The organism is Luteitalea sp., from assembly GCA_009377605.1.
Lineage (GTDB): Bacteria > Acidobacteriota > Vicinamibacteria > Vicinamibacterales > Vicinamibacteraceae > WHTT01.
Genome location: WHTT01000001.1, coordinates 158,355 through 180,566 on the forward strand (window position 1 = coordinate 158,355; position 22,212 = coordinate 180,566).

The 22,212-nt window shown below is 65.5% G+C and carries 14 protein-coding genes; 3 read left to right on the forward strand and 11 right to left on the reverse strand.

The genetic code is table 11. From position 1 onward, the window contains the following. Nucleotides 1–68: 68 nt before the first annotated feature. From GEV06_00650 to GEV06_00680, 7 genes are all read right to left on the reverse strand, one after another. Nucleotides 69–1,790, reverse strand: coding sequence for an aspartate aminotransferase family protein (locus tag GEV06_00650; protein MPZ16413.1), 1,722 nt, complete (start codon nucleotides 1,788–1,790; stop codon nucleotides 69–71). Continuing rightward, a complete protein-coding gene (locus tag GEV06_00655; GenBank protein ID MPZ16414.1) occupies nucleotides 1,714–3,147 on the reverse strand; it encodes an MFS transporter in 1,434 nt (477 codons plus the stop codon). Before GEV06_00655 ends, GEV06_00650 begins: the two co-directional genes overlap by 77 nt. 92 nt (nucleotides 3,148–3,239) lie before the next feature. After that, on the reverse strand, nucleotides 3,240–4,169 hold the full coding sequence (locus GEV06_00660; protein ID MPZ16415.1) for a sulfatase-like hydrolase/transferase: 930 nt from the start codon (nucleotides 4,167–4,169) through the stop codon (nucleotides 3,240–3,242). A gap of 15 nt (nucleotides 4,170–4,184) precedes the next feature. Then, nucleotides 4,185–7,526 carry a hypothetical protein gene (locus GEV06_00665; GenBank protein MPZ16416.1) on the reverse strand — a complete coding sequence of 1,114 codons (3,342 nt, stop codon included), beginning with the start codon at nucleotides 7,524–7,526 and terminating at the stop codon, nucleotides 4,185–4,187. 219 nt (nucleotides 7,527–7,745) lie between these two features. Continuing rightward, the gene (locus GEV06_00670; protein MPZ16417.1) at nucleotides 7,746–8,660 is read right to left on the reverse strand and encodes a LysR family transcriptional regulator; all 915 of its coding nucleotides are present in this window, start codon (nucleotides 8,658–8,660) and stop codon (nucleotides 7,746–7,748) included. A gap of 161 nt (nucleotides 8,661–8,821) precedes the next feature. Next, the gene (locus GEV06_00675; protein MPZ16418.1) at nucleotides 8,822–13,426 is read right to left on the reverse strand and encodes a hypothetical protein; all 4,605 of its coding nucleotides are present in this window, start codon (nucleotides 13,424–13,426) and stop codon (nucleotides 8,822–8,824) included. Between the two features lie 324 nt (nucleotides 13,427–13,750). Then, the gene (locus GEV06_00680; GenBank protein MPZ16419.1) at nucleotides 13,751–13,969 is read right to left on the reverse strand and encodes a type II toxin-antitoxin system HicB family antitoxin; all 219 of its coding nucleotides are present in this window, start codon (nucleotides 13,967–13,969) and stop codon (nucleotides 13,751–13,753) included. Between the two features lie 127 nt (nucleotides 13,970–14,096). On the opposite strand from GEV06_00680, the gene GEV06_00685 reads away from it, so the two are divergent. After that, nucleotides 14,097–14,603 carry a DUF4143 domain-containing protein gene (locus GEV06_00685; protein ID MPZ16420.1) on the forward strand — a complete coding sequence of 169 codons (507 nt, stop codon included), beginning with the start codon at nucleotides 14,097–14,099 and terminating at the stop codon, nucleotides 14,601–14,603. Here GEV06_00685 and GEV06_00690 read toward each other — a convergent pair. The 3 genes from GEV06_00690 to GEV06_00700 form a co-directional block, all read right to left on the reverse strand. Beyond that, a complete protein-coding gene (locus GEV06_00690; protein ID MPZ16421.1) occupies nucleotides 14,569–15,627 on the reverse strand; it encodes a beta-propeller fold lactonase family protein in 1,059 nt (352 codons plus the stop codon). The genes GEV06_00685 and GEV06_00690 overlap by 35 nt on opposite strands. A 345-nt stretch (nucleotides 15,628–15,972) precedes the next feature. Next, a complete protein-coding gene (locus GEV06_00695) occupies nucleotides 15,973–16,377 on the reverse strand; it encodes a cupin domain-containing protein (GenBank protein MPZ16422.1) in 405 nt (134 codons plus the stop codon). Between the two features lie 1,088 nt (nucleotides 16,378–17,465). Beyond that, complete coding sequence (locus GEV06_00700) at nucleotides 17,466–18,299, reverse strand: helix-turn-helix domain-containing protein (GenBank protein MPZ16423.1); 834 nt, start codon at nucleotides 18,297–18,299, stop codon at nucleotides 17,466–17,468. Between the two features lie 212 nt (nucleotides 18,300–18,511). Here GEV06_00700 and GEV06_00705 point away from each other — a divergent pair, with 212 nt between their 5' ends. Further along, nucleotides 18,512–18,904 carry a DUF3224 family protein gene (locus tag GEV06_00705; protein ID MPZ16424.1) on the forward strand — a complete coding sequence of 131 codons (393 nt, stop codon included), beginning with the start codon at nucleotides 18,512–18,514 and terminating at the stop codon, nucleotides 18,902–18,904. A gap of 264 nt (nucleotides 18,905–19,168) precedes the next feature. Here GEV06_00705 and GEV06_00710 read toward each other — a convergent pair whose 3' ends face one another. Next, complete coding sequence (locus GEV06_00710; GenBank protein ID MPZ16425.1) at nucleotides 19,169–21,202, reverse strand: hypothetical protein; 2,034 nt, start codon at nucleotides 21,200–21,202, stop codon at nucleotides 19,169–19,171. A 95-nt stretch (nucleotides 21,203–21,297) separates the two neighbouring features. Between GEV06_00710 and GEV06_00715 the strand changes: the two genes are divergently transcribed. Beyond that, a partial coding sequence (locus tag GEV06_00715) for a DUF4118 domain-containing protein (GenBank protein ID MPZ16426.1) occupies nucleotides 21,298–22,212 on the forward strand: 915 nt, incomplete at its 3' end.

The following is a 22,212-nucleotide window of genomic DNA, read 5'->3' on the forward strand; positions in this document are numbered from 1 at the left end:
GTAGCGCGTGCGCTACGCGCTCTGGACGTGACTGGCATCTGCTCCGAGGTGACGCGCTCGAGCATTGGCTACGCTCGAAGCGCGGGTTCAGCCTCCACCTCGCTAATAGCGCGCTCGAGGATGCCCAGTGCGCGCGACATTTCCTCTTCGGTGATCGTCAAGGCAGGCGTGAGGGTGAGGATTCGGCCCATGGTCACTTTGAAGCTGAGCCCGAGCTCCAGGGCGCGGTACATTACCCGCTCGGCGCCCGTCTTCAGCTCCACGCCGAGGAAGAGGCCGAGCCCGCGCACATCTGCAATGAGAGGATGGCGCTCCTGCATCTCCCGGAGCTCGGCGCGAGCCTTGTCGCCGAGCGTGCGGACGTGCTCGACGATGCCGCTCTCCAGCAGCTCGATTGCCGCGAGCGCCGCGGCGCAGGCGACCGGGCTCTTCTCGTGCGTGTAGTGTCCGAGCGCGCGATTCGAGAGCACGTCGAGATCCTTCCGCGCGATGAGCGCGGCCAGCGGAAAGATGCCGCCCCCAAGCCCTTTGCCAATGACCACCATGTCAGGCACGATGCCGTAGTGCTCGCAGGTGAACATGCGCCCCGTCCTGCCGAGGCCGTGCGGAATCTCGTCGAGGATGAGCAGCGTGCCATGGCGATCGCAGGCCGCTCGAATCCGCTTCCAGTAGTCTGGCCGCGGAATGTACGGCGTGCTGCGAATGGTTTCCGCGACCACCGCCGCCACGTCACCCTCTTTTTCGAGCATGTACTCAATGTAGCCCGCGCAGCGAAGGTCGCACTCGCGACCGCACTGGAACGGGCAATGGAGCGGGTCCGGCGGCGGCGCATGCTCCGTTCCAGGCAGCAGGGGACCGGCGTTCTGGCGGAAGAGCGCCTCACCCCCGATCGAGATCGTGTCGAGCGACGCGCCGTGGAACGACTCCCACCACGAGATGGTCTTGAACCTGCCCGTTGCTCCACGCGCCAGCTTGAGCGCCATGCTGATCGCTCCGGCCCCGCTCGGTGCGAAGAGGACTTTCCCGAGGTCGCCCGGCGCGAGCTCCGCGAGCTTCGCCGCGAGCTCGATGGCAGGGATGTTCGTATAGCGCCGCGTGCAGAACGACAGGCTCGCCATCTGTTCCGTGATGGCGGCGATCACCTTCGGATGACCGAAGCCGACGTGATGGACGTTGTTGCCGTGGAAGTCGAGATACCGGCGGCCTTGGAGATCTTCGATGTAGGCGCCGTCACAGCGCGCGAGCACGTTGAGGCAGGGCGTCGAGAGCGATTGCCGCAGGAACCAACGCTCGTCGGCGTCGAGCCAGTGCTTGGTCTCTGCGTCGATGTTTTGCTCGAGCCAGTGCCTGCGCGTGGGCGAGAGGTTGACGTCGCCTTCCGATTGCTGCGGGGCCGATCGGGCCGACCGGCCGACGATATCGCGCACATACCGTCGTAGCGCTGCGAGGCTGTCCGTCGTGTACACGCCGTCGGGAGCTGTCAGGAGCTCGTCGAGAAGCTGCCACTGGCCGTTCACAAAACCTGCGGACTCATCGCATCGGCATGAGAGTACCAATCCGAGAACCTCAGTGTCGCCCTGTTCGATGCAGAGCTCACCGTGTTGCTCGAGCGCGGCAGAGACGAGGGCGGGGTACTGCCCCGCGAGGCGGGCGGCGGCCGCGTCGAGGCTTTCTCCCTCTTCCACGACGCAGCAGAGCGCCGCGGTGGCTCGACTACCGCTCTGGCCGTGGCACAACACGCGCCCGCCGGAATCGACGACGATCAAATATGCTCGGTGTTCTCCCTGCATGGTCTTCACCTGCCCGTCGGCCATAGTTCCACAAGATCGCTTGCAGCGCGCCTCCCACGAACGCCACGACCGTGAATACTTGGAAGAGACCGTTCCAACCGTACCGGGCCGCAACGAACGCCACCAGATACGGCGAGAAGAGCTGGCCTACCGATCCCACACCGCTGATCAGTCCGGATACCGTGCCGGTGCCCAATCCCGCGCCGGCATCCTGCGCCGCCGCGCCTTGCAGCAAGGTGTCCGGTCCATAGTTCGCGATTCCAATCAGCGCGATGCCGATGCCGCTGGCGACGTAGCCATAGCCGGCGGTCAGGGGATGCACCAGGCACACGACGGCGAGCATGAAGAACATCAAGGCGGTGACGGGAAAGCGGCGGGACTGGAAGAGTCGATCCGATACGTAGCCGGCGAGGATGGCGCCGCCAAATCCCGACAACTCGAAGATGGACGCCATGTAGCCCGCTTGATCCACCGTGTAACCGAGTTGCTCGGTCATGTAGAGCGGAAGCCAGAACAGGAACGCGTAGCGCGTGATCTTCGCGAACAGACAGCCCAACGCAATGATCCAGATCAGCGGGCTGGCCAACGCGCGCCCAAGATGCGGCCGTTCCGCCGGCGCATCGGCCTGCGTCGCCGAAGCGTAGCGAAGGCGGGCCGAAGCGGAGCGAAGGCGGGTGGCCGCGTCGGGCGCTGCTTCTTCCGATCGCACGACACTGTCTTCGGGCCGGTCCCGCGCTCCGGCGACGAACAGCGCAGCGATGACGGCGAGCAGCACGGCGGGCACCCAGAAGGCCCGCTGCCAGCCCTGACCGGGGAGGAGAAGACTGCTGGTGGCGACCCAGGTGGCGAATACCGTAGCAAGAAATCCGCCCAGCACGTAGTTCGTCGTCCACCAGGCCATCACCATACCTCGCTCACCGCGGCGAAACCAGTTGGCCATGATCTGGACGAGGCCGGGCCAGCCGGTTGCCTGGCCTATCCCGTTCATCAGCATGAGCGGCGCCAGCATTAGGACCGATGTGCCTGTCACCATGAAGATGTTCGCGACCACGGCAAGCAGCATGCCCGTGGCCACGACGCGACGGGCACCGAAACGATCAGCGAGGACGCCGAATAGCGGCTGACCGGCGGCGTACATCAGGCTGTAGCCAAAGATCAGGTTGGCGAAGTCGAGCTTGGTCAGGCCCGACTCGCCGCCCAGGAGCGGCATCGCCACGCTGAAGTTCTTGCGACAGAGATAGAAGCCTGCGTAGGCGATCCAGGTGACCGCAAAGATGCGGATCTGCCACGCCTTCGCCGACCGTCCCAGCCCTTGCGTCGGGTTGGATCCGATGTTGTTCACCTCAGCACACGACATCCGTAGCGCAGGCCTTTAGGCCTGCCAAAATTGGCGTGGCGGTTGGCAGGGCTCAAGCCCTGCGCTACGTACGACAGATTCACCGCAGGCTGCTAGCGACGCTGCGCGGACGTGCGCGCGGCGGATTCGTCGAAGGCTTCGAGCACGGGGCGGCCGAGCCAGGCCTCGGGCGGATCGAGCTGGAAGATCCAGGCGATCGTGGCAGCCGTGTCGAACGTGTTCACCGGTGTCTCGATCTCGTGACCAGCACGGACGCCGGGGCCGGCGACCATCCACGTGATCTCCAGCTCCGCCGGCGTGTTTCCGCCGTGCTTCTTGCTGCCGTTCGGAAAGCCGTGGTCTGCCGTGACGAGCACGGCCGTCTCGTCGAGAATGCCTGCCTCTTCGAGCGCTCCCAGCAGATCGCCAATCAACCGATCGGCCTGCGCGACCGCGGTGTAGAACTCCTTGGTGCCGTAGCCGCGCTCGTGCGCCGTGTGATCGACGTGGTCGAGCTGCACGAACAAGAAATCGGGCTCGTCGCTGCGGATGTAACGGACCGCGCGCGCGACCGTGTCATCCGGACCATCACCATCCTCGATTCGGTCCACGGCCTTCCTCTCGAGCAGGCGCCCGAAGTCATCCCAATCATGGAAGCAGCCGATCTTGGCCGAGGGTCTCTGCTCGCGGAGCAGGCTGAAGATCGTGGGGAAGATCGCGCCAGGTCCGCTCACGCTCGGCGGAATGTCGAACGCGTCCGGCTCCCAGTCGTTCGACGTCACGCCATGCTGCTCCGGACCTGCTCCCATGATCATGGACGCCCAGTTGGGACTGCTCGATGTGGGCATGACACCGCGGGCGTGCATTGTCCAGGCGCCTCGCTTTCGCAAACCGTCCAGCGACGGATTCTCGGACGGCCGCGGCGTGTAAGCACCGAGGCCGTCGATGCCGATGACCACCACGCGGCGCGCAATCTGGCCCTGGGCAGGCGTCGCCACGATCAGCGCGGCCACGCCACAGAGAAACGCAAGGCTCCTTCGCATGCTCGGTCTCCTCACCTAAAATCCAATCCTTACGGCGAACTGGAGGATTCGCGACTCCCCCAGCGTGCTCGTAATGCGGCCAAACGTCCCGCTGCCGTACTGATTGCCGGGGTTGTCGAAGTTCGGATGGTTCAGAAGATTGAACGCTTCGGCGCGCAGCTCCAGCGTGCCGCCCCCCTGCAGCGGTAGGCCGAACGTGCGAGAGAGCGCGAGATCGACATTGGCGTAGCCGGGACCGTAGAGCGAGTTCCGCCCGATGTTGCCGAACGTGCCCGGCGCGCCGGCAGTGACGTTCGCGGTATTGAAATACTCCTCCAGCCACTCCGACTTGCTGCGGTCATCGTCGAACGTCAATGGGCCAATCTGATCGGCGTGCGGTTGACAATCGTTGCATGCCGCTTGCGTCGAGCTCGCGGTCACGGTAAACGGCCGCCCGCCGTGGATGGTCACCACGGTGCTCGCGGTCCAACCGCGCGTCAGCGCGTGAAGCAGGGTTCCGCGCCCGGCAGCGCTGGGAAGGTTCCACAACAGCGAGCTCACGAAGACGTGTCGCCGGTCGAAGTCGGACGGTCCATAGAAGTAGCGGGGATCGAACGGGTTCGGCACGGAGTTGCCGTCGGCCATTTCTTCCACGCTGTCGTTGGTGGAGGAATAGTCGAGCGCCTTCGAGAAGGTATAGCTTGCTGTCAGGCTGAACCCTTGATCAAAGCGGCGCTGCAGATGAAGCTGCAGGCCATTGTAGTTGGCGTTCTGGCCGGTGCTGAGGATGTACAGCTTCTCGTATTCGGGGAATGGCCGGCGCTCCTGCATGGTTTGGAGGTTTTCGCGCTCCGACGAGCTGAAGTCGTAGATGGGCGCGTTCAAGTCCGTGACGTAGGGGAGGTGCGTTGACTTGTTTCCGACATAGCTGATCTGGACGAGCCAGTTCTGTAGAAGCTGCCTCTGGATGCTGAGGTTCCACGCGTAGGTGGTGGCCTGCTTGAAAGTGGGTTCCTGCGCGTACGCAAACAGGGGCGAAGGGAATGGCAAATTCGGATCGTTGGCGAAGCTCTCCGACAGCGGAAACACGTTCGCGGACTCACGTCCCCGATAGGGGTCGTCGAAGACACCCCCCTGAAAGGTCTGGTCATATCCGAATGGCGCCTGGTCGCTGAGCGCGTTCAGGAGGTAGACCTCGGGCAGGCTGTAGTAGATGCCGCCGCCGCCGCGGACGCTGAGGCGGCCATCGCCCAGCGCATCCCACGCGAATCCGAGACGCGGAGCGAAGAGATTCCAGCTCGCGTCGCTCGCGCCATCGGGCACCGTCCTGCCGTCCACCGTGTCGCCCGGATAGAAGAGGCCCGGGGGTGACTGCAGCCAGACCTGTGAGCGCTCTCCCGCTGCGTACTTTTCTGGCAGGAACAGGAGCGTGCGATCGCCGACGTCGGTAATCGGGGTATAGGGTTCCCACCGTAGGCCAGCGTCCAGCGTGAGCCGGTCCGTCAGCCGAATGCTGTCCCCGACAAACAGCGCCTGGTAGTGATGCCGGCGAAATTCGAACTCGCCCTTGCCCTGTGTGAACTCGGACAGGCAGCCGATCAGCGCGTCCGCCTGGTCGAAGCCGGTGCAGCGACCATCGAAGCCGAAGACGCCAGAGCCGTGATAGGGGTTGTACTCGTTGTAGCGGCTCCAGCGAATCTCGCCGCCGAAGGAAACATTGTGGCGGCCCCGAGCCCAGTGCCACGAGTTGGCGAAGCCGAAGCTGGCGCGCCGGAAGTCGGCGTTGCGGCTGGCGCTGCCGAGGTCGAAGTCGCTCGTGCCGTCGAGCGCGATATCGAGCTCATTGGCCAGCGGGTTGATCTCGACACCGAACGCGGTGATGTCTCCCCACGGCGAATCGAGCGTGCGCGCGGCGGGAGCGTAGTTGACGAACACGTTCGCATAGGACACCAGGCCCGAGGAGACCGTCGCGGTCCACGCCAGCGTGCCGCTGTGCGTGGTGAGCTTGCTCCCGTTCTCGCTGCCCGCCAGATTGTCGCCGATGAGCGGTCGCGGCGACTCGGCCGGCTGGCCGAGATAGCGACCGTAGACCGTATGTGACGGGTTGACCGTGTAGTCGCCGCGGAGGATGTACTGGGTGATGTCGGTGTTGGCGGTGATCGGTGCGCGGACCAGGCCGCTCTCATCCGGCTCGGGCCAGTACGCCAGCAGGCTTTGTATGGCAGGAGACCACTCACTGGATGGGATCTGGTTGTTTGGATATGGCTGGCCAGACGGGTCCACCAGTTGCAGCGGCGCCTGGTTGGAGTCCGTCGGATGCAGGAGATCGGAAAAATCTCCTTGCCGGTAGGCCGCGGACATGGCCTCTTCGAAGTTGCTGTCGATGGTCTGTCTCACCCACGTGCGCTGCCACCCCCCGAAGAGAAAGAGCCTGTTCTCGATGATCGGCCCGCCAAGCGTGAAGCCGCCCTGGTTGCGACGCAACTGGTCGCCGGTCTCGGAAAAGAAGTTGTTCGCGTTGAACGCCGAGTTGCGCACGAACCAGAAAGCGTCGCCGTGCACCTGGTTGGTTCCGCTTCGCGTGACGATGTTGATGCTACCGCCAGGGCTCGAGCCGACATCGGCACCCTTGCCCGATGTCACGACGGTGAACTCCTGCACCGCGTTTGGAAACGGGAACGGCATGCCGGCGTTGTACATCGTGTCGTTGTTGTCGGCGCCGTCCAACGTGTAGCGGGTCTCGTTGTTGCGTGCGCCATTGATGGAGAACTGCCGGCTGCCCAGCGGGATCTTGACGCCGTCGCCATTGCCGTTCTTGTCGGCGCCGGTGGTGTCGTTGGCCGGCACGGTTCCGGGCGACAGCAGCGCCAAGTCCGCCAGATTGCGGCCGTTGAGCGGCAGGTCCACGATGCGCCGAGAGTCGACGACGGACTTGATGTCGGCGCCCCGCGTCTGCACCAGTGGTGCGGAGGCCGCCACGCTGACCGTGGTCGTCACGTCGCCGACGATCAAGCCCACATCGAGCCTTGGGTTGTCGTTCACCTGGAGCACGATGCCGGACTGCTGGTACTGCTGGAATCCCTCCTTCTCGGCGATGAGCTCGTAGCGGCCCACTGGCACGAACCGAAACACGAACTGCCCGCTGCCCTCGGTGAGCGTCGTTTGGGTCCACTCGGTATCGGCATTGATCAGCGTGACCTGTACATTCGGCGCCACCGCGCCTCCCGGATCGTGAACCGTGCCGTACACCCCAGCCGTGCCTCCGGTCTGTGCAAAGCCAAATGTGGGCACGCCGACCAGAGCAAGGACCATGAGAAGCGCGATTGTCGCCGGCATCGCCGCTGTGTGCGGCATCCATCTCCTGAGAAAACCCACCATCGTGCGGCTCCTATCTGGAGGCACGACGGTAGCAATCGGCTGTGTCGATTCAGTAACCGTTGATGAGATTTCTGCGGCGACGGTTATGAGAGCTATCACCAAATCGTACGGGCAGCTCGTGGTGAAGGAGTCGTACGTAGCGCAGGGCTTTAGCCCTGCCTGCGCCCGCGCTTTACTGGCAGGCCTGAAGGCCTGCGCTACGTATGGCGCACGCGACGTTCAGGTGCGGTCCGCCGACGTGAACTCGGCGAGAATCAAGTTGCGGAACACGGCCGCCGCGGGACTGAGCTTGTGTCCCGTCGAGGTCAGCAGGGAGATCGGGCGCGTGAGGGGGCGGTGGGCCAGCATAACGACAACGAGCCGGCGCGCCGCGATGTCCTGCTGCACGGCGTGCTTGGAAAGAAACGAGATGCCGAGCCCGCAGGCCAATGCTTCGCGGATCGCCTCGACGGTGCTCAGCTCCAACATCGTTCGCGGCTGGACTCGCGTCCGCGTGAGCTCCTCATCGATACGGATACGCGTGCCAGACGTGCGCTCTCGTACCAACAGACGCTCCTCTTCGAGGTCCTTGAACGTCACACCCGAGCGGTTGACCCAGCGATGACGCGGACCGACCACCAACAGGAGCTCGTCGAGGCCGAGCGGCTCCGTCGCCAGCTCGGTCGACGTGGGCGGGGAGGCCACGACGCCGAGCTCCGCCTCTTGTGAGAGCAGCAGCCGCTCCACATGGACTGTGTCTTTGATCTGCAACGTGACATGGACGCCAGGGTAGTCCTCGAGGAACTGGCCGAGCAGGCGCGGCAGCAGATACGCTCCAGGCGTCGAGCTGGCGGCAACCACCAGATGGCCCGTGACCAGGCCACGGAAATCCTGCAGCGATCGGTCGGCCTCCTGCAGCGTCGTCAGAACCTTCGCCGCGTACGGAAGAAACAGCTTGCCTGCTTCGCTGAGGTACGCTCGACGGCCCGTCCGATTGAACAGCACCAACGCGAGCCTCGCCTCCAGGCCGGCGATCTGGCCTGACACATATGGTTGGCTGACGCGCAGCTCGTCGGCGGCGCGGGAGAAGCTGCAATGCTTGGCGACGGCGGCGAAGACTCTCAGGTGAGCGAGGGTGACAGGTAGCGACATCATGAGGATAGCCTGTTGCCACTACCTTAAGCGCAATTCCGTTCACGTGGCGCCCGACCTTTGGCAGGGCCCGGTAAGTGTAGGCCCGACCTTTTAGGTCGGGCGTGACCGTGGGCCGGGTACCGCGGCGCAGACGTACGCCGCGGCACCCTGTGTGGCGCTGACTACTGGATCTTCGTGGCGTGTGCCGTCCCGCCGGCATTGCCGAAGAGTCCATCGGTGGATTGATACCTCGACACTTCGACCGTGATCGGCACCTGGTCGACGCTTTCTACGAGGATGCTGAAGCGCCGCCCTTCGGACGCCGGGAACTCGGTCGTGATGAGCGCGGTCAGACGCGAGCTCCCGCCGACCTCGAGCGTCTTCTCCTCGGTCGTCCCATCGTCATAGATGAGCGTGAAGCGCACTGGCGCTGGAGTGTCCGAGGCGTTGGAGACGAGCACATACGTGTCTTCCTCCGCCTCGCCGCCGCTCTGGGCCTCGCCGATCCCGAAGACCGTGCCGGTCTCGGTGGTGCCGAGCGAGGCGTGCGCCTCGTACCACGACGCCGAGGTCGGCCCCCACCACATCGCCCGTTCGACGATGATCGGTACGGTCGAGGACACGCTGGCGGCGAACGCCGTGTCCTCCAGGAACGGATCCTGCTGGCCGTCGATGAGGATGGTCCGCTTTGCCTGTGCCGGCACGACGTACTGCTTGGTGATCGTCTGGCCCGCGGGCAACTGGAACGTCACCGTGACCGTGGCCTCCTGGTCGTTGGGATTGCCGAAGAAGAGGAACGTGTCGAAGTAGTGCGTCGCCCCCTCGGCAATGTTCCAGGTGGTGCTCAGCGCCGTGGCGCCGGCGCTCATCTGACCGGCCTCGAAGCCGCGATCGCCATCGCCGGTCAAGTACATGGCCCGCTCCGCGACGATCGGCGCATCGGAAGTGATCACGGCCGAGATCTCCACGGACTCGAGCCCTGGCACGGCGTTTGCCCACACCGTCTGGCGCGTGTAGGCGGGGACCACCACCTCCTGTATCACGGGTGGCCCTTGGTCTTGCCCGCGCAGGTATGTGATCGTGACGTTCGCGTCCACGCTGTTCTCGTTCTCGATCACGTGGAAGACGTCGAAGACGTAGGTCGCCCCCTCGCCGAAGTACCACGTGTTCGCAGCCTCGGGCTGGCCACTCTCGAGGGCACTGCCGTAGCTGGTGTCGTCCCACAGCATCTGGCGCAGGCCAGCGATCGGCTGATCGGACTCGATGCGCGTGGAAGCGCCGGTAGACTGGCCGGCGAGCGCCGCTTCGAGATCGACGGTGACCCGCGTGAGCGGCTCCACCGTGTACCACTGCGAGGCTGCCGGGTGTCCCGCCTCTGGGATCACCGTCACCAGCACGTTGGCGGCCTCCTCGCGGCTGGCGTTGAAGAAGCCGACGTCGGTCTGGAAGAAGTCGCCGACGGCCCCTTCGGCGAAGTGCTGGACGTAGAAGCCGCGCGGATGTGACGGCACCTCCGCGTTGATCTCGTCGATGTTGGATATCCCATCACCATCCGGATCCCCGTCCGGCCCATCTTCATCGGTGGCGTTGCACGGATCCAGCCCATAGCGCAGCTCGTCCTCGTTGGACATGCCGTCACCATCACAGTCGGCGGCTTCGTCTTCCAAGACAAAGACGTAGGCCGCGCCCTGGTCCGTGTTGCCGCCCACGTCGGCGCTCGGTGCTCCCACCAGGGCAGTGCCGTCCGAGAAGGCGACTGACCTGCCGAGCGCATCGCCCGCCGCTCCGTCGTCCGCGGTGAGCGTGCTCCCCTCGGTCCAGACCTCGCCGCTCCGGGAGAAGAGGTAAGCGGCACCCGTGCCATGCGCCGTCGATGCTCCCACTACCGCGGTGTCGCCATCGAACGAGAGGTCGACCCCGACGCCGAAGTCATTCCCTGCCGTCCCGTCGGACGCGAGGAGCTTGGCCTGTTGTGTCCAGTCGGCACCGCCGCCGGTGAAGACGTAGGCCGCGCCTGGGAGGTCAGGAGCATTGGGTCCCCGTAACGGCGCCCCGAGCAGGGCGGTCCCGCCGTCGTCGGAGAGGGCGGAAGAGAGGCCGAATCGGGCACCTGGCGTGCCGTCGTCCGCGACGAGCTTGGCCTGCTGCGTCCAGGTCGTCCCGCTGCCGGTGAAGATGTAGGCCGCGCCTTGCTGGGCGTTGTCACCCACGTTGGCGCGGGCTGCCCCAATCAGCGCGATGTCGCCCGCGAGAGAGAGGTCTACCGACTCGCCGAAGAAAGCGCCCCGCGCTCCGTCCTCCGCGAGGAGCTTGGCCTGCTGGCTCCAGGTCTCGCCGCTGCGGCCGTAGACGTAGGCCGCGCCCCGGTTCTGGTTTTGGTTCGCGCCGTCATTGTGGGCCCCCACCAGGGCGATGTTGCCGTCGCCCGAGAGGGCGACGTCGAAGCCGAATTGCGCTTGAAACCACCCGTCGTCCGCGGTCAGCTTGGCCTGCTGGCTCCAGGTCCCGTCGTCGCTGAGGGTGAAGACATAGGCGGCGCCCCGGTTCGTGGAGGCCTGCTCACCCCAGTCGGCCGTCCAGGCTCCGACCAGGGCCGTATTGCCTGAGACCGAGAGGGCGACCGAGAAGCCGAAGTCATCACCCTGTACCCCGTCGTCCGCGGTAAGGGTGGCCACTTCGGTCCAGACCGCGCCGCTGCGGGTGAAGAGGTAGGCTGCCTCCTGTCCGGACGCTCCCACCAGGGCCGTGTCCCCCTTGAGGTCGACCGACACGCCGAAGACAGCGTTCGGTGCTCCGGAGGGCCCGAGCTTGGCCTGCTCGGTCCAGACCGCGCCACTTCCGGTGAAGACGTAGGCCGCGTCGGCCCCCGGCGCTCCCATCAGCGCGGTGTCGCCGTCGAGGGCCACCGAAAAGCCAAACTCGTCGCCTTGCGTCGCATCGGAGGCGAGGAGCTTGCCCTGCGGCGTCCAGGCCCCGTCGCTGCCCGTGAACACGTACGTTGCGCCCGGGATGGCGGGCACATCGGGACTCACTCGCGCGCCCACCAACGCCGTCTCTCCATCGTCGGAGAGGGCCACCGAGCTCCCGAATCGATGGCCGGGCGCCCCGTCGTCTGCGACGAGCTTCGCTTGCTGATTCCAGCTCGCCCCGCTGCCGGCGAAGACGTAGGCCGCGCCCTGCCGGTCGTTGCCGTCCACGTCGGCGAAGAACGCTCCAATCAGGGCGACGTCGCCCGCGAAGGACAGGGCGACCGCCCCGCCGAACCAATCGCCCCGTGCCCAGTCGTCCGCGAGGAGCTTGGCCTGCTGGGTCCACGCCGAGCCGCTCCGCGTATAGACGTACGCTGCGCCACGGTTGGTGATGGGGTTCGCGCCGTCCTCGCGTGCGCCCACCAGGGCGATGTTTCCGTCGCCGGAGAGCGCGACCGCGTTGCCGAAGTGCGCTTGGAAGAAGCCGTCGTCTGCGACGAGCTTCGCCTGCTGACTCCAGTCTGGACCGCTGCCTGTGAAGACGTACGCCGCGCCCCGGTTCCTGAACGCCCTCTCGCCCCAGTCGGCCAGCCAGGCGCCTATCAGGGCCGTATCGCCCTCGAGGGCGACCGAGTAGCCGAAGCTATCGCCCTCCGCCCCGTCGCTCGCCGTCAGGACCGCCTGCTGGGTCCAGACGCCGGCGTTCCTCGTGAAGACGTAGGCCGCGCCCTGACGGTCGTTGCCGGCGACGGCGGCGTTGGGCGCTCCCACCACCGCGGCATCGCCCAGCAGCGCGACCGAGATGCCAAACAAGATCCCCGTCCCGCCGTCCGGGGTGATCGCGGCCTCCTCGCTCCAGACCGTGCCGCTGCGGGTGAAGACGTACACCGTGTCTGCACGCGGTGCACCCACCAGGGCCGTGTCGCCCGAGACGGCGACGGATGTGCCCACCCCAGCGTCCGCCGGTCCACCCACCGTGAGCTTGGCCTGCTGCAGCCAGGGGTCGATGACGATGGGGTACACGGCCGCCTCGTCGTCCACCTCGATGCGCAGCGTGCGCCCGTCCAGCGCGAGCGAGGCGGGCAGCTCCCGTCCCTCGGCATCGACAGCGAAGAGGCCGCCGTAGCTGAGGCCGTCCTGCCAGGTCACGACGTTCGTCTCCCCGTCGAGCCTCGGCGTACCGGGGCCGGTCAGGGTCATCGCCAGGGTCAACGGGCCATCAGCCTGCGCCGGCCGCGCGTCGAGTGTGAAGCCCTGTTCGAGGCCCACCGGACCGTTGACGTACCACTCCGTGAGAGGACCACGGACATACTCGACGCGGTTGGTAGCTGCCACTGGCGTTGCGGGTGTCACAGGCGCGAGCGTCTCGCCCACGCCGATGGTGGTCAGCGCCATGCCAATCGGCGCGGCGTCCCGGCGCTGGATGGTCACCCCGTCGCGCGTGAACACGGTCGTGATCTGGTGATCGTGGTTCGTCAGCGTGACGCTGCCGCTGGCGGTCTCGGCGTGATATTGCTCATCGTCACGTCCGAGCGCCGCCGAGATGCTCGCCTGGGCGGCGACCGGCAGGCTCTCCACCGATGTGGTGTTGGCCGGCGCCGCCGCGTCGGCCGGCGACGTCACGTCTTCGCGCGTGACGACGGGTTGGCTCCGGGACGTCTCGGGCCCGGGAGCCTTTGCTGGATCCGATGCGGCACCGGCAGCCTGGGGCATTGCCACGCAGGCCGCCAGGCACCAGAGGACCAGACGTGCTGGCAGCTGTGCTCTTCGCTTCATCATGTCTCCTCCCCTCGCAGGCGTCCGCGGGACATGTGACATCCCGAGGTCTGCAGGTCGATGGCAAACAGGATGCGCGGCTGTCGGCGTGAAGGGAATGGAGAGAACTACCGTATTTGCGTAGGTAGTGCTGCCTATTTTGTATAGGTAGTATTACCTATACTGGGTACTTTAACTCAGGCAGGTGAGCGGGGAGGCTGCGCGTGGAACCCGGGCACGGCGACGCTGCTGAAGGCGGCTTCCCTGGTGCCCATGTAGCGAAGCTCGGCCTCGAACCGCCGAGCCAAGCCGAACCCGCGGGGCGGACCTTCGCTACCAGTGAGGAGCGAGAAGCTTGCTGCTCACGACCGGTGGCTTGGCAGACGTCTAGGCAACTGCGATCTCCCAGCGGCGAACGCCGGGCACATCGATTTTCCGGCCCTTCGGCACCGGCTTGCCGAGCTTCTCTTGGGCGGCGATGTAGGTTTCGATCGCGTCCCGCACATCCCGTTCGAGCTCATCCAGTGTGTCGCCGGATGCAAAGCAACCTGGGAGATCTACGACTTCAGCCCAATAGCCACCGCTTTCGTGATCTTCGTGAACGATGACCGAGTACGCTTGCACAGCTTTTACCTCGCTATAAGCATCGCAGAAATTGATCCAGCGTGAGACCGGCGGTCTTGATGACGCTGCTGAGGAGGCCGGGCTTCACCTTGCGCGGAATGACCACCGTATGGCCGTTCGGCATCTCCACCGCTCGGTGACTGCCCTTGCCAGCGTCCTTATGCCCGCATGGTGGACCAACCGCCTCAAACGACTCGTCCGCGGACCCAAGCGGTACTTCGTCGATTCATCACTCGCACTCGCGACGCTTAGGCTCGATGTCGCGGGGCTGATCGCAGACGCGGACATCGTCGCGCGCACGCTCGACACGTTCGTGGCTGGCCAATTGAGGGCGGCGCTTGCCCGAAGCGCATCCTCGCCCAGGCTCTACCACCTGCGCCAAGAACAGGGCCGACGCGAGATCGACATCATGGTCGAGTACGGCGGCCAACGTGTGTTCAGCTTCGAAGTCAAGGCCACCAGCGCGCCGACGCGCCACGATGCGCGACACCTTGCATGGCTACGGGACGAGCTCGGCGATCGCTTCCTTGGTGGCGCCGTGCTCCATACAGGTCCCAGAGCCTTCATCCTCGACCACAACATCATTGCCGCCCCGATCGCGAACCTCTGGAGTTGACGGCCCAGGCAAGGCCGTCGGCGCCTTCGGCCGCGTCGATGAGCGTCTCGACCTTCCAGTCGGAGGTGCGGATCGCCGCCACCTTCTGGCTGCGGTCGCAGGAGACGTACACCATCTTGTCGTCGGGCCGGATGACCGGCTCCTGCGGTGCCGCTGGAACATCGATCGTGTGCGCGACCTCGAAGGTCTTCGGGTCGACGACCGCGACCTGGTTCGCGCGGGGCAGGGCGACGACGAGCCAGCGGCCATCGTGGGTGGGAGCGGCGCCGAAGCCGATGGCTGGTAGCGGAATCCATCGCGCGATCTCGTTGGTCGCCGCGTCGATCATTGCCAGTTGCGGCTTCGTCTGATCGGCGGTGAAAACGAACTTGTCGTCCGGCGAGATCGTGACGCGCTGCGTGATCTTGGCAATGGGGATGATTGCCAGCGTCTTGCGCTGCTCCAGATCCAGTACCGAAACGGTGCCAGGGCCGACGTTCGCCGTGTAGCCGCGGCGGCCGTCGTGGGAGATTGCGAGCATGTGCGATTCCTCCTGACCGGTCGGCACGGAGCCGACGATTTGGAGGCTCTTCGGATCAATGATCGTCACGCTCTGGTCCAGCTCGGTCGTGACGTAGAGGAAGCCGTCCTTTGGATTGAACACCGGATCATGCGGGCGGACGCCCTTGCCGAAGTCGACGTCGCCGATGATCTTTCGGGCGGCAACGTCGATGACGACCAGGTTTCGTCCGTCGGTGCCGGCGCGGCCCACGCCGGAGTCGCCATAGATGGGGACGTAGGCCGTCTTGCCATCCGGCGAGGCCGCCACCTCGTGACCGGTCACGCCGTTCTCGGCGACCAGCCCGACCTCTGTGTTGGTGGCTGGGTCGATGATGCTCAAGGCGCGTGCGCCCTTGTTGGCGACGAGCAGGTACCCATCCGCCTTGTCCGCCGCCGGGGCGCTCCACCCGATCGACACGCCGGTGGTGAGCGCCGCCAGCACAGCAACACCCAGAACGAGCAGGCCTACCTGTAAAGGTTTCATGAGTCAGCAATTCTACCTTAGCGAAGCATTTTGTTGTGGCGCCGCTCATCGCAGAGGAGCAAGATCTGGAAACAACGGGCATCGGCAGAGAACGGTTGATGACCAAACCGAGCACCACCGACCGTAGACTCTGTCCAAGGACGAGTTGCAAGATTCGTCGCTGATGAGCGCCGAGCGCGATTCGCACGCCCATCTCGTGACCATGGAGGCCGATCGGCCGAATGCTGGCCTCACGTCACACGCAGATCAAGGCTGGCTAGCGGTCGTCGGGCGCGGGACCAGCCTTGTCGCATCATGGCTCGACCGACCCTTGTCGAGATTCTCGCGATTGAGCGTCGCCGGCTCTCACTGCATTGGTACGGTGGTTGGCGCGCCTTCGTCTTTGACGAAGAAGACAAGAATTCGCGCCCGCTCGGTCTCGCTGGCGTTGCGCGAGACAGAGTGAATGTCGCTGGGCGATTCGTAGAATGTTTGCCCCTCGGTCAACGTCACTGGCTCCCCGCCCGCCACCTGCATGACCACGGAGCCCTCGAGCACGTATACGAACGTGTTCGCGTTGTGCCGGTGGGCGTCCGAGCTCACTCCCGGCGCGTATTCGACGGTGAGCATCACGGCCTCCTTGCCGTCGATGCCAACTAACGGCTTCGTGAGGAGGGGCGTCACTTTCGTGGATTCCGCGGATGGTTGTGCATCTACGCCACCCAGGGCGGCGAGTGATAAAACGAGCGCGGTCATTCCCAGTCTGAACATGCGTGTTCTCCTCTTGTGCGGATCTCACTTCCGCCAGGCTGCCAGGCTCAGCGTCGCCGGCACCACGGCGAAAGGCTATCGCGAAGGTGTTCCTACCCTTTCGTGGCGCAGGGGCTCTCACGCACCATGGTATCCGTGAAGTGACAGAAGGAGGACGCTGTGGGCTGAGCGCCTGCGCGGCGTCGACAACGAGTGCGCCTGCCCTTCTGTCTAAGATCCAGGAATGTTGCCACGGACCATCTTTGGCAGCGACGACGATGAGCCAGCAGGGCAAATGACGTTGAACGGGCGTGCGGCAATGTCCTATGGTTTGGTATGGTCGGTCGTTTCGTGGACGTCATTGGCGTGTTGAATACTCGACCGATTGCGCGCGGCTGCGGGACGTTCACCGCGGGGAATCAAGCCGTGGCAAACCGAGCCATAGCACCGCCACAGCACGAATCTGGATGCGTTCGCAAAGGGTGTGCATGCGCGAGTTCCTCGGATGGGCCTATTGGACGACGATCGGATATCCTGCTTGTATTAGCTCGTCAAATAAAGATGACGATCCTGGACACCGAAGCCGCGCCGCCGCCCGCTTGTATTGGGCGAGGAACGAGTACGTGGCAGGCACCGCGCGCGGCGCGACCCAGCCACGAATCCAGAGTGGCGACTTCGAGTCCATTTCTGTACCAAATGAGTTCGGCCGATGTTATGTCGCATGCGCATCAACTCGTGCCGGAACGAGTTGATGCGTACATGGCATACGACACGTCAGAGCTATGCCGCACGCAGATGATAATCTGAAGGCCGCCCAGTCGCTCGAGAGGGGGCTCCGCCCGCCACGGGTGAAGACGATGTCTTCACCCGCTTTGCGCCGGCCGAGTTAGTCGGTTCTCAGTACCACGTTCGGATCCAGCCGCGATGCACGCCACGCCGGCAGCCAAGCATCAGACGGTTAGCCCGCTATGTGCATCGCGGGCACAGCGTCGCATGGGGCGAGCCCAACGATTTGGCAGAGAGTTCGGTACATCGCCCGTCGACAGTCGTGCTGTGAAAGCATCGCGAGCTCCGACGACCCGTCGCCCGAGACGCGCCGCACGGCCAACCTACGTTCTGCGTTTTCCGCGACGCCGGCCGTGTTCGCCGGCAACGTACGCGGACGGCGTGCGGCCCGTCATGGCCTTGAAGTCGCGGATGAAGTGGGCCTGATCGAAATAGCCGAGATCGAGCGCGAGCAGTGCCCAGTCGACCGGGCGGTCTTCCGCGAGGCGTTCGACCACCTCGTGCAGGCGGTAGCGGTTGATGACCCACTTCGGGCCCACGCCGACGTACTCGTTGAAGAGGCGCTGCAGCGTGCGCATCTGTAGACCGTGGCGCTCGAGGATCTGTTCGACGCGCGTTACGCTGCGATCCTCGGCGATCTCGTCGACGATGGCGCCAACGCGCTCCACCTCGGGGTCTGCCGGCGGCCGGTGTGCGTCGAGGAAGCGTTCCGCGGCGGCGACCATCGCTGTCTCGTCCGGCGATGCTCCTGACACGTCTGCTTGCAGAGCGTCGGCCGCCTCATGGAAGAGCAGCCGCGGCGGTATGGTGCGGTCGCGCAAGCTCGAGACCGGCCGCCGCAGGAACGGATGAAACCCGCCGGGGCGGAACTTGACGCCGAACACGCCACCTCGATCTTCCAGCACGCGCGTGAAGCGGCCGGTCTGCACGCCGTAGATGCGTGACTCTCCGGGCGCCAGGGTCAAATGTACGTTCGGGTGGGGAAGCGTCTCCCGCAGCTGCGGCGGGAAGCCGCGCAGGTCCCAGCGCACGATCCAGAAGTGCTGCACGAAGCCGGCCAGCCCGGATGCCGGCGCGATGCGCGCGTGATGGAACTCGCCGCCCGGCGCCGGCGCATGCCGCAGGATGCCGCGCGCCTTGCCCACTTCCCGTCCGATCGGCGGCCCCGGCGGCGGCCCAGCCGGTGGACTAGCGGCCGCTGTCGCGTTTTTCCAATCCTTCGTCATGGCAGTCGTGCAATCCTACTTGCTCATCGTTACGTTGCGACCACACCATGAAACCAACTGCTTTCCTGTCCGGCCTGGTGCTCTGGGCCGCGCTTGTGACACCCTTTCTTGCATCCACCACAGATCAGAGCGAGCGTCCTGTCATGCAAGCGAATGGAACCTTCGACGTCAAGATCACGCCGCAGCAAGCCGACAACCCCGACGCCCAGGCGGCCAACGTCAGCCGCCTGTCGCTGAACAAGCAGTATCACGGAATCCTGGAGGCGGCCGGCCATGGCGAAATGCTGGCCTTCGGCGACGGCACCCAATCGGGCGCCTACGTGGCGGTTGAGAAGGTAAGCGGTACCTTGCAGGGGCGCGAGGGCAGCTTCGCGCTCGTGCATAGGGCCGTGATGAGAAGCGGCGTGCCCGAGGGGTGGTCGGTGACAGTGATCCCGGATTCTGGGACGGGCGAGCTGGCGGGTCTCGAGGGCTCGATGACCATCATCCTTGCCGACGGGAAGCACTCCTACGAGTTCAGCTACACGCTGCCCTGAACGCGCCCGTCACCCCCGCGCGCCGGAGCCTTCTGGCTATTTGACAATAGAACCCTTGAGAACCCGAAACTTGACGCATTTGGGTCAAGTTTCGGGGCTCACAAGTGAGCGTCGTGGGGCGCGCCCGAAGGCCGCGGCCCGCTAGAACTGCACGTCGTGTTCCGTCCTCGCCGTTGCTATTGACGGCGCCCCGCGGGGCGGCGCGGCCGGCCGCCGCGCTCGCCCCAGGGCTCGTGCTTCGATGCGCCCTCTCTCGAGGTGGGCTTACTCGATCTTCGTCGCGGTCGTCGCGCCGCCAGCGTTTGCAAACCGCCCGCTCGTGGACTGATAGCGCGACACCTCGACGATGAGGGGCATGGCTATCGAGCCCCCCAGGCTTTCCACGAGCACGCTGAACCGCTGGCCATCCGACGCCGGGAACTCCGCGCCCATGAGAAACGTTGCCCGGGCGTTGGCGGCCACCGTGTAATCCTTCTGCTCGTTGGTGCCGTCGTCATAAACGATCGTCAGCCTTACCTGCGCTGGGTCGTCGCCCGTGTTGGAAACCAGGACGAAGGCATCCTCCGCAGCCGGACCGCCCGACCAGGCTTCGCCAACACCCCAGACGGTCCCGGTCTCGGTCGAGCCGAGCGCGACGTGCGACTCGTACCACGAGAGGGAGTTCGGGCCCCACCACATCGCGCGCTCGGCGACGATGGGCACATCGGAGATGACGGTCATGGCCACCGCCGTGTCGACCAGCGCCGCATCGTCCGCTTCGACGAGGATCGTCCGCCGCGCGTTGGCCGGTACGATGTGGGTCTTCGTCATCGTCTGCCCGCTGGGCAACTGGTAGACGACCTGCACGTTCGCGACCGCCCCGGCATCGGAATTCGCCAGCAGCAGGAAGCAGTCGAAGAACGCGGTGGCGCACTCCGCGAAGTACCACCTCTGGTTGAGCGCATGGGCCCCGCGACTGGCGGCCCCCGCGCGCCACGCGCCTCCGGCACCGGTCAGGTACATCGCCCGCTCCGCCGCAATCGGGACGTCGGCCGTGATGATGGCGCCGGCTTGCGTGTCCTCCATGCCCGGCTCCGCGTTCGCCCAGATCGTCCGCCGCGTGTGCGCGGGAACGGTGACGGTCTGAACAACCGGTGCGCCGCTGAGACGCAGGTATTGGATCGTCACCTCGGCGTCGGTGTCGTTGTCGTTCGAGAGCGGATAGAAGAGGTCCCAGATGGTCGTGGCCCCTTCCGCGAAGTAGTGCGCCGTGGATGAACCGGCGGCGCCGCTTTCCAGCGTGCTGCCGAAGACGCTGTCGTCCCAGTGCACCTGCCGCATGGCGGAGATGGGCCCGTTCGCCCTCACGACAGCCGCCACGCCGGTTGGCCCGCCGACCTCGGCGTCGACGTCGATGCTGGTCCGCGTGAGCGGATCGAGATCGAACGGGATCACGATGGGCACTCCGACGTCGGGCAGCAGCGTCACCTCGACGCTGGCCTGCCGGGTACGGCTCGGATTGAAGACGCCAAGCGCCGTTGTGAAGAAGCCGGTCGCACCTTCCGCGAAGTCGTACTGCGAGGCGAAGACCGGGTCGCCGATCACCTCGCCGTGATGGGTGCCCAGCGCGTCGCTCCCGTCCCCGTCCAGCGACCAGACCGCCACGAGCCCTGGCATCGGCGTCTTGATCGGCACGTTCATGGTGCTCTGGATCTCGGCCTCGGTCCGGGCCACGTTCCAGAGGCGAAACTCGTCAAGGGCGGCCATCGGGGCGAACTCGAACTCGACGTCGCTCCCGATGCGCACCTGGTCGGCGCTGGTTGTCAGCGGTGCGGCGGACACGAGCAGGGAAACCTGGCTGCCGTTGAGGTAATAACGCCGAAACTGGCCGTCCCACGTCACCGCCCAGTGGGTCCACTCGTCGAGAGGAAACGTCCCGCCATCCCAGGCCGAGGACGAGCCGCGAGTGTAGGAGCGGAGCGAGCCAGCGCAGTGACCGACCCAGTAGGCGTCCAGCCAGTTCTTGCCGATCAGGCTCACGCAGCCGAGGGCGTCGAAGCGGACCCAGCCCTCCAAGGTAATGGCATCCGTCGGGTTCAGGTCTGGGCTGTGTGGGATCTCGATGTAGTCGCTGTTATTGCCATCGAGGATCAGGTAGCCGTTGAAGGGTTGCGCCCGAGCGCCGGCGGCGAAAAAGCCGAGAAGCGCAAGGGCCACGAGGCAGATCAGCCCGGATGGCCTTCCTCCCCGTCCCCAAGACGAAGCGGCACGTCGCATCAAGATGACTCTCCCTTCTGCTGGGAACACGGCCAGCACCATGCGGTCGTCGACTGCGGCACCGTTCCCCCTCGGCCCGGCGTCCCTGGTAGTAACGCGGGGCGAGCCGGAGACCGAACGGCCCGCCCGGTACCAACATGGCGGATCGGGTGAACTTTGGCGCTAACGTGGAGCGGCTGTGGGTCGACGTGTCGCTTGCAGCAAGCAGTGATTCCGGTTCGCGATTGTTGACGGAGCCGGTCCAGCCTGGTGTCCCGAATCAGAGATTCGTTGACATTTTCAACGAATCTCTGATTCGGGGCACTAGGATGGAGAGCGTGCGACGCCGGACCGGATCTCGTGACGTGGCCATCGGCACTGCCGGCCTCGGTGCCATCGCTCTGGTCATCCTGGTTTTGCGCGCGCTGCAGCGCCTTCCCAATCCCACCATTGCGGCGCTCCTGCTTCTGCTGGTCATCCTGATTACGGCCACAGCCGTGCGGGTGCGCGTCGCGATCGCCGTCTCCATGATCGCTACGGCAGCCTTCAACTTCTTCCTGCTGCCGCCGTTCCACACCTTCACGCTGGACGACCCGCAGAACTGGGTAGCGCTGTTCGTGTTTCTCGTCGTGGCCATCATCGCAAGTCAACTGTCGGCCGCGGCGCAGGCCCGAGCGCAGGAGGCCGTCGGACGACGCGACGAGCTCGCGCGATTATTCGACTTGAGTCGCGACGTGCTGGTGATGACCGACAGCCGGGAGGCGATTGCAATCCTGGCGCGATCGGTTGCCCGCCGATTCGACCTGAAGTTCGTCGCGATTGCCCTGCCGCGCGCGAGCGACTGGGATGTATTCGACGCCGGCGCACGGACCATTACTCTGGACAAGTGCCAACTGTCTACGGCGTTTGTTGCCGCCCAGACCTCGCTCGAATTCGATGCCTACGCCCGCACGTACGCGGGGCATCGCACCATGACGGTCGAGGGTCACATGATCCACCTCGTGCCGCTTCGGGTCGGAACGAAGCCTGTGGGCCTGCTGGCGGCCGCGGGACGGCCCATCGAGGCGGGCACG

What these genes read in the sequence shown, in the direction of transcription:
- GEV06_00650 (MPZ16413.1), bottom strand. Translation starts at nt 1,790, where the DNA reads ATGCAGGGAGAACACCGAGCATATTTGATCGTCGTCGATTCCGGCGGG.
- GEV06_00655 (MPZ16414.1), bottom strand. Translation starts at nt 3,147, where the DNA reads ATGTCGTGTGCTGAGGTGAACAACATCGGATCCAACCCGACGCAAGGG.
- GEV06_00660 (MPZ16415.1), bottom strand. Translation starts at nt 4,169, where the DNA reads ATGCGAAGGAGCCTTGCGTTTCTCTGTGGCGTGGCCGCGCTGATCGTG.
- GEV06_00665 (MPZ16416.1), bottom strand. Translation starts at nt 7,526, where the DNA reads ATGGTGGGTTTTCTCAGGAGATGGATGCCGCACACAGCGGCGATGCCG.
- GEV06_00670 (MPZ16417.1), bottom strand. Translation starts at nt 8,660, where the DNA reads ATGATGTCGCTACCTGTCACCCTCGCTCACCTGAGAGTCTTCGCCGCC.
- GEV06_00675 (MPZ16418.1), bottom strand. Translation starts at nt 13,426, where the DNA reads ATGTCACATGTCCCGCGGACGCCTGCGAGGGGAGGAGACATGATGAAG.
- GEV06_00685 (MPZ16420.1), top strand. Translation starts at nt 14,097, where the DNA reads ATGGCCGTTCGGCATCTCCACCGCTCGGTGACTGCCCTTGCCAGCGTC.
- GEV06_00690 (MPZ16421.1), bottom strand. Translation starts at nt 15,627, where the DNA reads ATGAAACCTTTACAGGTAGGCCTGCTCGTTCTGGGTGTTGCTGTGCTG.
- GEV06_00695 (MPZ16422.1), bottom strand. Translation starts at nt 16,377, where the DNA reads ATGTTCAGACTGGGAATGACCGCGCTCGTTTTATCACTCGCCGCCCTG.
- GEV06_00705 (MPZ16424.1), top strand. Translation starts at nt 18,512, where the DNA reads ATGCAAGCGAATGGAACCTTCGACGTCAAGATCACGCCGCAGCAAGCC.
- GEV06_00710 (MPZ16425.1), bottom strand. Translation starts at nt 21,202, where the DNA reads ATGGTGCTGGCCGTGTTCCCAGCAGAAGGGAGAGTCATCTTGATGCGA.